The 12,985-nt window shown below is 68.5% G+C and carries 13 protein-coding genes; 2 read left to right on the top strand and 11 right to left on the bottom strand.

Annotated features, from left to right (window positions below; genetic code table 11):
• Positions 1 to 11: 11 nt before the first annotated feature.
• The 6 genes from rsmD to QQS53_RS08485 are packed head-to-tail and all read right to left on the bottom strand — an operon-like array spanning position 12 to position 5,877.
• The gene (gene rsmD, locus QQS53_RS08510) at positions 12 to 575 is read right to left on the bottom strand and encodes a 16S rRNA (guanine(966)-N(2))-methyltransferase RsmD (RefSeq protein WP_472775425.1); all 564 of its coding nucleotides are present in this window, start codon (positions 573 to 575) and stop codon (positions 12 to 14) included.
• Positions 572 to 787, bottom strand: a complete 216-nt coding sequence (locus QQS53_RS08505; protein ID WP_472775424.1) for an acyl-CoA carboxylase biotin carboxyl carrier protein subunit — start codon at positions 785 to 787, stop codon at positions 572 to 574. Before QQS53_RS08505 ends, rsmD begins: the two co-directional genes overlap by 4 nt.
• A 26-nt stretch (positions 788 to 813) precedes the next feature.
• Positions 814 to 2,889, bottom strand: a complete 2,076-nt coding sequence (locus QQS53_RS08500) for an ATP-dependent DNA helicase RecG (protein WP_472775423.1) — start codon at positions 2,887 to 2,889, stop codon at positions 814 to 816.
• Positions 2,890 to 2,894: 5 nt separating this feature from the next.
• Positions 2,895 to 4,247: a DAK2 domain-containing protein gene (locus QQS53_RS08495; RefSeq protein WP_472775422.1), complete on the bottom strand. Its 1,353-nt coding sequence runs from the start codon at positions 4,245 to 4,247 to the stop codon at positions 2,895 to 2,897.
• A gap of 10 nt (positions 4,248 to 4,257) precedes the next feature.
• Positions 4,258 to 4,914, bottom strand: coding sequence for a uracil-DNA glycosylase (locus tag QQS53_RS08490; protein WP_472775421.1), 657 nt, complete (start codon positions 4,912 to 4,914; stop codon positions 4,258 to 4,260).
• Between the two features lie 6 nt (positions 4,915 to 4,920).
• A complete protein-coding gene (locus QQS53_RS08485; RefSeq protein ID WP_472775420.1) occupies positions 4,921 to 5,877 on the bottom strand; it encodes a thiamine-phosphate kinase in 957 nt (318 codons plus the stop codon).
• A gap of 28 nt (positions 5,878 to 5,905) precedes the next feature.
• Between QQS53_RS08485 and QQS53_RS08480 the strand changes: the two genes are divergently transcribed.
• Positions 5,906 to 6,826: a DUF3515 domain-containing protein gene (locus QQS53_RS08480; RefSeq protein ID WP_472775419.1), complete on the top strand. Its 921-nt coding sequence runs from the start codon at positions 5,906 to 5,908 to the stop codon at positions 6,824 to 6,826.
• Here QQS53_RS08480 and QQS53_RS08475 read toward each other — a convergent pair.
• Positions 6,823 to 7,905, bottom strand: a complete 1,083-nt coding sequence (locus QQS53_RS08475) for a D-alanine--D-alanine ligase family protein (protein ID WP_472775418.1) — start codon at positions 7,903 to 7,905, stop codon at positions 6,823 to 6,825. The genes QQS53_RS08480 and QQS53_RS08475 overlap by 4 nt on opposite strands.
• Before the next feature lie 22 nt (positions 7,906 to 7,927).
• A complete protein-coding gene (locus QQS53_RS08470; RefSeq protein WP_472775417.1) occupies positions 7,928 to 8,923 on the bottom strand; it encodes an NAD(P)H-dependent glycerol-3-phosphate dehydrogenase in 996 nt (331 codons plus the stop codon).
• Between the two features lie 116 nt (positions 8,924 to 9,039).
• Between QQS53_RS08470 and QQS53_RS08465 the strand changes: the two genes are divergently transcribed.
• Positions 9,040 to 10,038: an NUDIX hydrolase gene (locus QQS53_RS08465; RefSeq protein WP_472775416.1), complete on the top strand. Its 999-nt coding sequence runs from the start codon at positions 9,040 to 9,042 to the stop codon at positions 10,036 to 10,038.
• Between the two features lie 3 nt (positions 10,039 to 10,041).
• On the opposite strand, the gene QQS53_RS08460 is transcribed toward QQS53_RS08465, so the two are convergent.
• The 3 genes from QQS53_RS08460 to leuC are packed head-to-tail and all read right to left on the bottom strand — an operon-like array spanning position 10,042 to position 12,970.
• Entirely contained in the window at positions 10,042 to 10,896 is an 855-nt protein-coding gene (locus tag QQS53_RS08460) for a hypothetical protein (protein ID WP_472775415.1), read from the bottom strand.
• Between the two features lie 23 nt (positions 10,897 to 10,919).
• Positions 10,920 to 11,504: a 3-isopropylmalate dehydratase small subunit gene (leuD, locus tag QQS53_RS08455; protein ID WP_472775414.1), complete on the bottom strand. Its 585-nt coding sequence runs from the start codon at positions 11,502 to 11,504 to the stop codon at positions 10,920 to 10,922.
• 41 nt (positions 11,505 to 11,545) lie between these two features.
• A complete protein-coding gene (leuC, locus tag QQS53_RS08450) occupies positions 11,546 to 12,970 on the bottom strand; it encodes a 3-isopropylmalate dehydratase large subunit (protein ID WP_472775413.1) in 1,425 nt (474 codons plus the stop codon).
• Positions 12,971 to 12,985: the final 15 nt, after the last annotated feature.

Genomic DNA, 12,985 nt, shown 5'->3' with positions numbered 1-12,985 from the left:
CCTGTAGCGGTCTAGGAGGCGCGGTGGTACAGCGCCATGTCCATCCGCGCAATACCAAAGGTACGCTTCTTCAGCTTCTGGCCGGTCGGCTCGAAGCCGGCGGGCCACTCGGTAGGTGGGGAGTCAACGTGGCGCTCGATGACGACGATCGCCTCGTCGGCCAGCGCCGGCTCGATGGCGGCGATGAGCTCATCGACGGCATCGAAGGCGTAGGGCGGGTCCGCTAGGACCATGTCGAAGAACCCGCGCGGGGCGCCCGCCAGGTAGGCCGAGGTCTTCTGCTGCCGGATGGTCACCCGCGGGTGCCCGACGACGCTGACGTTGTGTTCCATGGCGCGGCAGGCGACGGCGGCATCGTCGACCAAGACGACCTCCTCGGCGCCGCGGCTGGCTGCCTCCAGGCCCAGCGCCCCGGAGCCTGCGAACAGGTCCAGCACGCGGGAACCGGCAAAGCCCCAGCGGGCGTTGAGGGAGGAAAACAGGCCCTCCCGGGCACGGTCGGCCGTCGGGCGGGTTCCGCTATCCGGCACCACGATGGTGCGTCCCCGGGCTTGTCCAGCAATGATCCGCGTCATGGGCGCTGTCCAATCTCGGCCAGCCGGTCACCGCCGGCCACGGTCGAAAAATCCGGAACCAGCACCCGGCTCACGATGCCCGGCGCCGGGCTGACCACCGGGATCTCCAGCTTGGTCGCCTCCACCGTCGCGACAGGGGCACCGGCTGCCACCGTGTCTCCTTCCGCCACGTGGTAGCGGACGATGCCCGCGAAGGGCGCACAAATTTCCATGCCCCATACCCTAGCACCGCGCCCGGTTAGTTCTTCTCCAGGTAGCTGAGTTTGTCCGCGTTCATCTCCTGGGTCAGCTGCAGCGCCAGATCCGGGTTGCGCTCGACCAAGGCGAAGGCGTCGGCGTGGCTGCGCTCGATGATGTCGCGGTCGCGCAACAGGTTGAGCAGTTTGAGGCTGCGGCGGGTGCCGGACTGCTCGGTGCCCAGCACGTCGCCTTCTTGGCGCTGGGCCAGGTCCAGCTCGGCTAGCTCGAAGCCCGAGTTCGTGGCCGCGACGGCCTGGACGCGGTTGAAGGCCGGGGTGCCTTCCTCGGCGAGCGTGTGCAGCAGGCAGACCGAGGCGTTGCCGCCGCGGCCGACGCGCCCGCGCAGCTGGTGCAGCTGCGAGACGCCGAAGTTCTCCGCGTTGCGGATGAGCATCACGGTGGCGTTCGGCACGTCGACGCCGACTTCTACCACGGTGGTGGCTACGAGCACGTCGATTTCGCCGCGGGCGAAGGCGGCCATCCGCTCGTCCTTGTCCGTCATACGCCCGTGCAACAGTCCGACGCGCAGGTCCTTCAGCGGCCCGTGGGCCAGCTGCTCGCAGACGGCCTCGACGCCGCCCTCGCCCTCGATCTGCGGGCAGACGATATAGGCCTGGTGACCGGCCGCGACCTCCTCGCGGATGCGCTCGAGCGCCCGGGAGACCCAGGACGGCATCCACTCGGGCACCACCGAGGTCTGGATGGGCTTGCGCCCGCCCGGCAGCTCCGTCAGCGTGGAGACGGACAGGTCGGCGAAGACGGTCATCGCCACCGTGCGCGGGATGGGGGTCGCCGTCATGACCAGCAGGTGCGGGCTAAAGCCCGGGTGGGACTTGGTGCGCAGGGCCTCGCGCTGCTCGACGCCGAAGCGGTGCTGCTCGTCGACGACGACCAGCCCCAGGTCGAAAAACTCCACCTTGTCCTGGATGATGGCGTGCGTGCCGATGACGATGTCCGCGTCCCCGGAGACGATGTCCAACAACGCCTGGCGCTTCTCGGCGGCCTTCATCGAGCCAGTCAAGCAGACTACCTTGACATCCGCGGGGACGGTGGCCGTCACGGACTCGTAGTGCTGCGCGGCAAGCACCTCCGTGGGCGCGAGCAGGGCGGCCTGGAAGCCGGCATCGGCGGCCTGCAGCATGGCCAGGACGGAGACCATCGTCTTGCCGGAGCCGACCTCGCCTTGCAGGAGCCGGGCCATCGGCGTGTCCTGGGTCATATCGTGGGAGATGTCGGCGCTCACGCGCTTTTGCCCGTTGGTCAGCTCGAAGGGCAGGTTGCTTAAAAGCTCGGCGCGGAAGCCATCGTCCAGCGGCGGCAGTGGCTTGGCCCGGTGCGACTGCGCGTCGCGGTGCCGCAGGGCCATCACCAGCCCGATACCCAGCGCCTCGTTGTACTTCAGGCGCTGGATGGCGCGCTGTGGGCCGGCCGGCCCGGGCTGGTGGACCTGGCGCAGCGCGGTGTCGAAGCTGACCATCTGCCGCTGGTCAAGCGGCTCGGGCACCTTCGGCAGCGTGTCGAGGACGCGCTTGACCGCCATCATGATGAGCCACGAGGGGGCCTTCTCCGAGGCCGGGTAGACCGGGATCCACTCCCACTGGCTCAAGACCTCCTCGAGCTCACCGGCGCTGGCCAGCCCGCGCAGGGCCCCGGAGCCGGCCACCGTGCCGTCGTGGCTATCGAGCATCACGAAGTCCGGGTGCTGCAGCTGCGGGGTCCCGCGGAAAAACTGCAGCTTGCCGGAGAACATGGCCCGGCGCCCGCGCTGGAGGAATTTGCGCTGGAACGTCGGGTTGAAAAAGCTCACGACCAGGCCGTTGTCCAGGAAAACCCGCAGCACCCCGCGCCGGCTGGTGGGCCGGAAATCGGTGCGGGTGATAACGCCGGAAAGGGTGACGTGGTCGCCTTCGTCAGCATCGGCGATGCCCACGTCGTAGCCGTGGCGCATATAGTCGCGCGGGCAGTGCTCCAGCAGCTGCCCGCAGGTGGTGTAGCCGAAGGCGGCCTCCAGCCGGCGCGCCTGCTTCGGGTCTAAGACCTCCGACAGCTTTCGTTCATCGCGCCACCCCAGCATGCCTGCTACTCTACCCCAACTTCCGTGGCGATCCCGGGCACCTGGAGGGCCGCGACCTCGGCGCCGAGCCTTTCCCCCAGCTCCACCGAGTCGATCGGCTGGGCGGACAGGACGGTGACCTGTTCCCCGCCCGCGGCCAGCAACCGGCGGCCGGCTTCCTCGACGGCCTCGGGGGTCTCCTCGTCTAGGATCTCGACGCGCATTGAGTCGGCGACCTCCTGCATGGCCTGCACCATGGCGGCGGTGTCCGGGTTGCCGGGCTCGTAGACGCTCAGCGCGGCCAGGCCGGCGACGAAGGATCCCGTCGGCACCACCTGGCAGCGGCCGGTCTCGGACTCGGTGCCGTTGGTGAGGAAAATATCGTTGTCCTGCGTCTCGCCCGCGCTCTTGCCGGGAGCTACGACGTCCACTCCGGCGGCGGCAAAGAGCTTGGCCACCGCGCCGTCCGGGGCGGCCGCGATGACCCGGCGCACCTGATCGCTGCCTGCCGCAGGCTCCGACGGGACCGGCAGGACCTCCAGGCGCAGATCGCTGACCTGGCCGGTTGCGAAGGCCTCCTCGATGACCGGGCCGGCGACGGTGGTGTGCAGGTGGACGGTGGCGGCATCGTCGGCCGCGGGGGCGACGACCAGGCAGTTGCCCATCGCGTCCAGGCGGGCCTGGAGCTCGTCGACGTCGCCGCGGAAGAAGAACATGACCTCCAGCCAGTCGCCCTCCTCCGCCGGCGCGGCGGACGGGGCGGGCTGGGTGTCGGTGGACAGCAAGGACTCGAGGAGCACCACCAGGCCCGCCCCGCCCGCGTCCACGACGCCGGCCGCGGCCAGCTCCGGCAGCAGCGAGGGCGTGTTTTGCAAAGCGATGCGCGCCGCCTCCACCGCCGCCTGCGCTACCGGCTGCAGCTGCGGGTCGTCCTCGGCCGCGTCCTCGGCGGCTTCCGCGGCCGCGCGCAGGACCGTGACCACGGTGCCCTCCACCGGCTGCGCGATGGCCCGGCTGACGAGCCGGACTGCTAGCGTCAGGGCATCGGCGAGCACTTGGCCGTCCAGCGGGCCGTCGTGGACGGTCTCCGCTACCCCGCGCAGCACCTGGGAGAGCACCAGCCCGGAGTTGCCGCGGGCCCCGCGCACCGATCCGACGGCGAGCGCCTGGGCCACTCCACCCAGGTCCGCCTGCGGGTGCTGGTCGGCCTCGCGCAGCGCGGCCTCCATGGTGTAGGCCATGTTGGAGCCGGTGTCAGAGTCCGGCACCGGGAAGACGTTCAGGGCGTTGATCTCTGCGCGCCGGCGCGACAGTTCGCCGGTGGCCCGGCTGGCCCACCCGCGCAGCCCGGCCGCATCTAAGGACCCTAGAAAAGACATGGCCGTTATCTTACAAGCGCCAGTCCACTTCGCGCGCGCCAGCCGCCCGAAGGTACTCGTTCGCTCGAGAAAACGGCCGCGAACCGAAGAACCCGCGGTGTGCCGATAGCGGCGACGGGTGCGGGGCGGCCAGCTTGTGGGCGTGCGGGATGAAGCTTGCGCACTTCTGCGCGTCCCGGCCCCACAGGATGGCCACGAGCTGCTCGGAGTCCAGGCTGCGGATGGCGGCCTCCGTGACCGCCTCCCAGCCGTGGCCGCGGTGGGAACCCGCCTGGCCCGGCGCCACGCTCAGCACGCGGTTGAGCAGCATGACCCCCTGGTCGTTCCAGGCCGACAGGTCGCCGTCGGCGGGCGGCTCTACGCCTAAGTCGTCGTGGAGCTCTCTGTAGATGTTGACCAGCGACTTCGGCGGCTTGACCCCCGGCTGCGTCGAGAAGGCCAGACCCATCGGGTGGCCCGGGGTCGGGTACGGATCCTGGCCCAGGATGAGCACGCGCACCTGGTCGCGCGGCTGCCAGAAGGCGCGGAAGAGGTTCTCGGCGGCGGGCAGGAAAGCCCCGGCGTCCAGCAGGGACTGGATCTGCGGCCAGTGCTCGTCCAGGACGGGGCCCAGCACCTCCTCCCAGGACGGGTGGTAAGTCGGCGTGCACGTGGGGAGATCGCTCATGGGTATTTAGAAGGCCTCCCAGCCGGCGTCGTAGGCGGATTCTTTCCCATCCACCGTAGCCGCCGCCCCCTTGTTGACGCTGCCGATGACCCGAAACCCCGACGGCGCCTCTTTCGCCGTAGTGCCCACCAGGGTGTGGTCCTCGCCGCCGGTCAGCACCCAGCGCCACGGATCCTCGCCCAAGGCGCGGCCGGCCTCGACCAGCAGCTCGTGCGGGGCGATGGCGGCCGAGTCCAAGTCGATGTTGACCCCGGAGCGCGCCGCGATGGTGCCGACGTCGCGGATGAGCGAATCGGAGATATCCGTCATGGCCGTCGCGCCTGCCGCCCGGGCGATCATGCCCCGGCTGGGATCCAGCCACGGGCAGCAATGGGCATCGATGAGCGGGCGAAGATGGGCCAGCTCGGCGGGTAGCTCGCGGCCGAACCGCTCGAGCAGGGCCAGCCCGGCGGCCGACCACCCGATCTTGCCGTGCGCGACCAGCTGCTGGCCGGGCCGGGCGCGGTCCACGGTCATCGCCGGACTATACCCGCCCAGGTGCCCGATCGCGGTGACCGTGACGGTCACCTGCATGCCCTGGGTGAGATCGCCGCCCACCAGCTCGGCGTTATAAGGCTCGCAGCGCTGCGCGATGCCCTCCGCAATCCCCCGCACGAACTCCACCGGGGTATCGCCCGGGGCACTGATCGCCAAAAGGGCCGCGATGGGGCGCGCACCCATGGACTCGACGTCGGCGAAGTTTTCTAGGATAGCCTTCTGCCCGATCTCGTTGGGCGTTGACCAGTCGCGCCGGAAATGGCGGCCTTCGACCATCATGTCCGTCGCCGCGACGGTGCGCGTGTTGGGGGCGGCCGGAAACATCACCGCCGCGTCGTCGCCGTTGAGTGCGCTGGGCGCGGCCGCGATGATCTCGCCGATGACCTCGTGTTCGCCCACATCGGCCAGAGTCGGGGTTAAGTTCACCGAATACCTTTCGATAAGATTGCAGTTTATGGACTCTCAGGGTAACCAATTTAACCGCACCGCAGTCTACGCGCTGCTGGCTATCTCCTTAAGTCTTATCGTGGCGGTCCTGTTCGGGGCCAAGTACTACTTTTCCACGGTGGCGCGGGAGCCGGTGGCGATGTCGCCGGTGCCGTCGCAGGAGGCATCGTCGGCCGAGTGCGCCGCGGTGATAGACAACCTGCCGGGCAAGTTCTACGGCCACGAGCGCTCCGACATCGTCGAGCCCGTGCCGGACGGGGTGGCCGCCTGGGCGACTATCTCCTCCGAGGCCACCACGCTGCGCTGCGGCGTCGACCTGCCGTTGCAGTACACGCCCTACTCCGAGACCACCGAGGCCAGCGGCGCGCAGTGGCTGCAGGTCCGCGACATGACGCCGGGGTCGACCCTGACCACGTGGTACACCGTCGACCGCGCCCCCGTCGTGGCGGTGACCACCCACGACGACGGCCAGCCCGACGGCTTAGAAGACGCCCTGGGCCAGCTGGACCATAAGGCCCAGCAGCCGCACGCGGCTCCCCTGTCCCAGCTCCAGGCCGCCGCAGGAGACAACCGCTCGACCTGCCGCGCCCTCGATGCCGCCCTGCCGGAGACCTTGGCCGAGAACTACCAGCGCCAGCGGGAGCTGCCGGAGGGCACCGCCGCGGGCACGGCCGTGTGGACCGCACCGGGCCGCGAGGCCATCGTCCTGCGCTGCGGGGTGGAACCGGCGCCGGGCTATGCGGCCGGCGAGCAGGTCCAGCAGGTCAACGACGTGCCCTGGTTCGAGGACACCACCCTGGCGCCGGGCACCACGGCCAGCACCTGGTTCGCGCTGGGCCAGGACACCGACATCGCCGCACACCTGCCGCAGGACGTCGCCGACAGCGTGCTGGTGGAGCTGGGCGATGCCCTCGGGGCCGCCGACTAATCCGCGACTTCGGCCGCGTCCGCCAGCGCGGTTTCGATGAGCGTGTCGAGCAGGGTCGCGTAGTCGACGCCGCTGGCGGCGAGTACCTGCGGGTACATCGAGATCGGGGTAAAGCCCGGCATGGTGTTGATCTCGTTGAGGACTGGGCCCTGCTCGGTGACGAAGAAGTCCACGCGGGATAGCCCCTTGCAGTCCAGGGCCTGGAAGGTCTCCAGGGCTAGCTCCTTGAGCTGGTCGATGACCGCCGGTTCGAACGGGGCCGGGATGGTGGCGGAGACGACGTTGTCCAGGTACTTGGTCTCGAAGCCGTAGAAGCCTTCCTCCGAGTCGCCGGTGCCGTTGAGCAGCGCCGGCACGGACGCCAGCAGCCTACCGTCCGGGTACTGCAGCACGCCCACCTCGACCTCGGAGCCGACGATTTCCTTTTCCACGATGACCTTCTGGTCGGACTCGCGGGCCAGGCGGACGGCCTCCGGCAGCTGCGCCCAGTCGGTGACCTTGGAGATGCCGATCGAGGACCCGCCGCGCGCGGGCTTGACGAAGACCGGCAGGCCCAGCACGGCCTTTTCCTCCTCGGCCAGCTCGGAACGGTCGCGGAGGATGACCTCCGGGGTGACCGGCAGGCCCTCGGCGACCATGAGCTTCTTGGTGAACTCCTTGTCCATGCCCGTGGCCGAGGACAGCACCCCGGTGCCCACGTAGGGCACTGAGGACATCTCGAACAGGCCCTGGATGGTCCCGTCCTCGCCGAAGGGACCGTGCAGGACCGGGAAGACGACGTCGACGTCGGCGTAGACCTCGCCGCGGGTGACGTTGACGAAGCGCCCGCGGGAGCTGGGGGTCAGCGACAGGGAGAGCTCGTCGCCGGCGGCAACCTCCGGCAGAACGCCGCCTTTCAGCTGCAGCCCCTCGGTGGTCCCCGGGGTCCACAGGCCCTGGCGGGTAATGCCTACGGGCACCACCTCGTATTTGTCGTGCGGGAGGTGGCTCATCACCGCCCCGGCGGAGATACAGGACACGGAGTGTTCAGTGCTGCGGCCACCGTAGACGACCGCCACGCGGATCTTTCGGGAACTCATAGGCAGCTAGCTTACCGGGTGCCTACTCCGACTTCTTGGACCGACCCATCAACGCGACGATCATTTCCTCCACGGCGACCCCTCGGTGGCACACGCCGTAGACCGAATGGGTAATGGGCATGTCGATGTTGTGCTGCTGCGCCAGGCGGAAGACCGAGTCCGAGGAGATAACGCCCTCGGCGACCTGGCCGTTGGTGGCGGCCTTGGCTTCCTCCAGGGTCCCGCCCTGGCCCAGGCGGTAGCCGAAGGTGCGGTTACGCGACAGCTCGGAGCTGCAGGTGGCAACTAGGTCGCCCAGGCCGGCCAGGCCGGCGAAGGTGCGCGGATCGGCGCCCAGCTCCACCCCCAGGCGGCTGATTTCGGCCAGGCCGCGAGTAATCAGGGAGGCCAGGGTGTTGTTGCCCAGGCCCTTGCCGGAGGCGATACCGCAGGCGAGGGCGATGACGTTCTTGCAGGCGCCGCCGATCTCGCAGCCGATGACGTCGGCGTTGGTGTAGGGCCGCAGGTAGTTGGTGGCCACGGCGGCCTGGACCAGCTGGGCGCGGGACTCGTCCTCGCAGGCGATGACGGTGGCCGCCGGCTGCTCCAGCGCGATCTCCTTGGCCAGGTTAGGGCCGGAGAGCACAGCGATGCGCTCGGCATCCACGCCGGAGCCCGCAATCACCTGGCTCATCCGCTGCAGCGAGCTCGACTCCACGCCCTTGGAGATGGAGACCACGGTGGCATCGTCAGGCAGGTGCTGCGACCAGGCGTCCAGATTTTCGCGCAGGGTCTGGGAGGGGACTGCGAGGACGACGATATCGGCATCGGCAAGCGCGTGTTCCGGCTCGGTCGTCGGGGCGATGGTGGCGGGCAACTCGATGTCCGGCAGGTAGTCGGCGTTGCGGTGGGTCTCCCGGATGATGGCGGCCAGCTCCGGCCGGCGGACCCAGAGCCGGACACTGTTGCCGGCGTCGGCGAAGACCTTGGCCAGCGTGGTGCCCCACGAACCAGCCCCCATCACTGCAACTCGGACCATTAAGCGCTCCTCCATAGACATCACGAACAATAGTAGTGTAGCCGGCCCCACCGCGGGACTATGATGGACCGCGAGAATTATCCGTTTCCGACAGTCGCAAGGAGTAGGCGCGGCCCATGCCCAAGCCCAAGAACATGCACGAAAACGACAAAGACAGCCAGTCCGAGGTCTTCATTTCTGGGCGGCACCAGGAGATCAGCCCCGATCCGGCGAAGGAATTCGCCCGAACCACCCTGGCGGCGGGCGCGGTGCTGTGGCGCGGCAACCCCCACGATCCGGAGGTAGCCGTCATCCACCGTCCGCACTACGACGACTGGTCGCTGGCCAAGGGCAAGGTCGATCCGGGCGAGTCGCTGCCGACGACCGCCGTGCGCGAAGTCGCCGAAGAGACCGGCTACCAGATCAAGCTGGGCAAGCTCATCGGCAAGGTCACCTACCCGGTCCAGGGGCGGACCAAGGTGGTCTACTACTGGCTGGGCAAGGTCGAAGGCGGCGAGTTCACGCCCAACGACGAGGTAGACCAGATTAGCTGGATGACCGTGGACGCGGCCATCAATCGGCTGTCCTACCAGGTGGACGCGGACGTGCTGCGGAAGGCGAAGAAGCGCCTCCGGCTGGCCCCGACCACCCGCGTGCTCTACGTCCGCCACGCCCGCGCCCTGCCGCGCAAGGGATTCAGCGGCGACGACAACCTGCGCCCCCTGGACAAGAAGGGCCTGCGCCAGGCGGAGATGCTCGTGCCGATGCTTACGCCCTACAAGCCGACGGCCATCTATTCCGCGCTGCCTGACCGCTGCCAGCAGACCGCCGCTCCCCTGGCCGCCGAGCTCGGTTTCGACGTCACGGTGGACGAGCGCCTAGGCGACGACGGCTGGCTGCAGGACAAAGAGGCGGCGCGGGAGGCTTTCGACGGCATCGTTGAGCAGGGCGGCACGCCCGTCATCGTGAGCCAGGGCCTGGCCATCCCCGAGATGATAGCCAGCCTGGAACCGGTGTTTTTAAAGTGCGACGTGGACGACCTGAAGGTCAAAAAGTCCTCGGTGTGGGTGCTGTCCTTTAACGACGGCGAGCTGACCGGCGCGGATTACCTGGCCAGCCCCCTGCCCGTGCGCTAGCGCCTACCAGCGCGCGGCCGGGCGCCGGGTCAGGCAGCGGTAGGCCAAGACCCAGGCGAAGTACAGCACCGGCATCACCACGAGGCTGCCGACAATCGGAATGAGGCTGGCGGCCAGCTGCAGCAACACCAGCAGGACGACCAGCAGCAGCGTGGTACCAATATTCTGGGTGGACAGGCGGTAGGACTCCCCCATCGCCTCGCCGATGCCCTTGGACGGGTCCTCGGCCTTAATCACGGCTACCCAGCACAGCAGGAAAGCGATGATAAGGCCCGGGATGATAAAGAAAAGGCAGCCCAGCCACACCAGGATCCCGTAGGCGGCGAGCGTGACCATAGTCCCGACGCGGCCTCGGTCAAAGCGGAACAGCCCGCGGAAACTCACGCGCTGCTCGTTGGCCTCCTCGACGGCCCCGTGGTAGAAGTTTGCGTACATCCACAGGCCCACCAGAAACACGCAGGCGCCCAGCAGCAGCAAACTGACAAAAGCCGCGGCCGCACTGACTGGGCCGGGGCTCGCGGTGCCCTCGGTTTCGAGGAGGCCGGAAAGCGCGATGACCAACGTAAACGAAATCATGGGGACGAACTGCAGCACCAGGTAGACCACCGCGGCGCCGAACCAAGGGCCGAAGTTCTGGAAGTAGCCTTTGAAGCCCTGGCCGACGGCCCCGGGCGCGTCCGGCGGGGTGGGCGCGTAGACGGTCCCCGGTTGGAAGCCGGCCTGCGGGCCGGCCCCGGCGTAGCCGGGCTGGCCGTACGGCCCGCCCTGGTTCGGGTTTTGGCTCTGGCTTTGGTGGCCGTAGCCTTGCGAGGAGCCTTGGACGTAGTTGTGGGAGCTGTTCCACTCAGGTGTCGTCATGACACCTGAGCATATTCCAACTCCTAGCGCACCGCTGGCTTAAACGACGGGCGGTTGCCCTCGTACGCTGCGATGGCGCCTTCGTCCCGCAGCGTCAGCCCGATGTCGTCCAAGCCTTCCAGGAGGCGCCAGCGCGTGTAATCGTCGACGTCGAAAGAGTAGACGTTGCTGCCGACGGTGACGGTACGCGCCTCTAGGTCGACGCTCACGGTGGTCTCGCCGCCCTCTAGCTGCTTCCAGATGAGCTCGATGTCTTCTTGGGCCATCACGCCGGCCAACAGGCCCGCCTTGCCCGCGTTGCCGCGGAAGATGTCGGCAAACCGGGAGGAAAAGACGGCCTTGAAGCCGTAGTCGTTGAGCGCCCAGACGGCGTGCTCGCGCGACGAGCCGGTCCCGAAGTCGGCGCCGGCGAACAGGACGGAGCCGTCGCGGAAGGTCTCCTGGTTCAGGACGAAGGCGGGGTCTTTGCGCCAGTTGGCGAAGAGGGCATCGGCGAAGCCGGTGCGCTTGACGGATTTCAGGTAGACGGCCGGGATGATCTGGTCCGTATCCACGTTGGAATACGGCAGGGGCACGCCGGTGCCGGTGTGGGTGGTGAATTTCTCCATCGGAATGTACTCCTCTGTGTCGGTTATCGGCTCGGGCGCGCTTAAGCGGGCAGGTCGGCTGGGGAGGCCAGGTGGCCGGTCACGGCGGTGGCGGCGGCCACCAAGGGCGAGACCAGGTGGGTGCGCCCGCCGGGGCCCTGGCGGCCTTCGAAGTTACGGTTAGAGGTGGACGCGGAACGCTCGCCCGGGCGCAGCTGGTCTGGGTTCATGCCCAGGCACATCGAGCAGCCCGCGGTGCGCCACTCCGCGCCGAAGTCGGCGAAGACGCGGTCGAGTCCCTCGGCCTCGGCCTGCTGCTTGACGACGGTAGAGGACGGCACGACCAGCATGCGGGTGCCATCCGCGATGCGGCGGCCGCGGACAACCTCGGCGGCGGCGCGCAGGTCCTCGATGCGCGCGTTGGTGCACGAGCCCAGGAAGACGGTGTCGATGGCGACATCGCGCAGCGGGGTGCCCGGTGTTAGGTCCATGTACTCCAAGGCCTTCTCGGCGGCGGCGCGGGAGTTGTCGTCGCCGAAGTCCTCCGGGCTCGGCACGTTGGAGCCCAACGGCAGGCCCTGGCCCGGGTTGGTCCCCCAGGTCACGAACGGGGTCAGCTCGTCGGCGTCGATTTCGACGACGGTGTCGAATTCCGCTCCCTCGTCGGTCGGCAGGGTTTTCCAGTACTCGACGGCCGCGTCCCAGTCCGCGCCCTGCGGGGCGAACTCGCGCCCGCGGACGTAATCGAAGGTGGTCTCGTCCGGGGCGACCAGGCCGGCGCGGGCGCCGGCCTCGATCGACATGTTGCAGATGGTCATGCGGGCCTCCATCGACATCGCGCGGATGGCCTCGCCGCGGTATTCGATGATGTGTCCCTGGCCGCCGCCGGTGCCGATCTTGGCGATGATCGCCAGGATCAGGTCCTTAGCGCTCACGCCTTCGGCCAGGCGGCCCTTGACCTCGATGGCCATGGTCTTGAACGGTTTGAGCGACAGCGTCTGGGTGGCCATGACGTGCTCGACTTCGGAGGTGCCGATGCCCATGGCGATGGAGCCGAAGGCACCGTGGGTCGAGGTGTGCGAGTCGCCGCACACGATGGTCATGCCCGGCTGGGTGATGCCCAGCTGCGGGCCGACCGTGTGGACGATGCCCTGTTGCTCGTCGCCCATCGAGTGCAGCCGGACTCCGAACTCCTCGCAGTTTTTCCGCAGGGTGGACACCTGGGTGCGCGAGGTGGTGTCGGCGATTTCGTTCAGCCCGCCGATCTTGATGCCGGTGGTGGGCACGTTGTGGTCCTCGGTCGCCAGGTGCAGCTCCGGGTGGCGCAGGCTGCGGCCGTTGAGGCGCAGCCCCTCGAAGGCCTGCGGGCTGGTAACTTCGTGGAGGAGCTGGAAGTCAATATAAATGAGGTCCGGGGCCCCGTTTTCGCCGCGGGTGACGACGTGGTCACGCCAGATTTTCTCTGCCAACGTCAGTTTTTGACTCATGCTCTTCCTCCACAC

This window comes from Corynebacterium sp. 2571A, assembly GCF_055700935.1.
This window is presented reverse-complemented; position numbering and strand designations above follow the sequence as displayed.

Coding starts and splice junctions, on each gene's coding strand:
- rsmD (WP_472775425.1), bottom strand. CDS start 575: ATGACGCGGATCATTGCTGGACAAGCCCGGGGACGCACCATCGTGGTG.
- QQS53_RS08505 (WP_472775424.1), bottom strand. CDS start 787: ATGGAAATTTGTGCGCCCTTCGCGGGCATCGTCCGCTACCACGTGGCG.
- QQS53_RS08500 (WP_472775423.1), bottom strand. CDS start 2,889: ATGCTGGGGTGGCGCGATGAACGAAAGCTGTCGGAGGTCTTAGACCCG.
- QQS53_RS08495 (WP_472775422.1), bottom strand. CDS start 4,247: ATGTCTTTTCTAGGGTCCTTAGATGCGGCCGGGCTGCGCGGGTGGGCC.
- QQS53_RS08490 (WP_472775421.1), bottom strand. CDS start 4,914: ATGAGCGATCTCCCCACGTGCACGCCGACTTACCACCCGTCCTGGGAG.
- QQS53_RS08480 (WP_472775419.1), top strand. CDS start 5,906: ATGGACTCTCAGGGTAACCAATTTAACCGCACCGCAGTCTACGCGCTG.
- QQS53_RS08475 (WP_472775418.1), bottom strand. CDS start 7,905: ATGAGTTCCCGAAAGATCCGCGTGGCGGTCGTCTACGGTGGCCGCAGC.
- QQS53_RS08470 (WP_472775417.1), bottom strand. CDS start 8,923: ATGGTCCGAGTTGCAGTGATGGGGGCTGGTTCGTGGGGCACCACGCTG.
- QQS53_RS08465 (WP_472775416.1), top strand. CDS start 9,040: ATGCCCAAGCCCAAGAACATGCACGAAAACGACAAAGACAGCCAGTCC.
- QQS53_RS08460 (WP_472775415.1), bottom strand. CDS start 10,896: ATGACGACACCTGAGTGGAACAGCTCCCACAACTACGTCCAAGGCTCC.
- leuD (WP_472775414.1), bottom strand. CDS start 11,504: ATGGAGAAATTCACCACCCACACCGGCACCGGCGTGCCCCTGCCGTAT.
- leuC (WP_472775413.1), bottom strand. CDS start 12,970: ATGAGTCAAAAACTGACGTTGGCAGAGAAAATCTGGCGTGACCACGTC.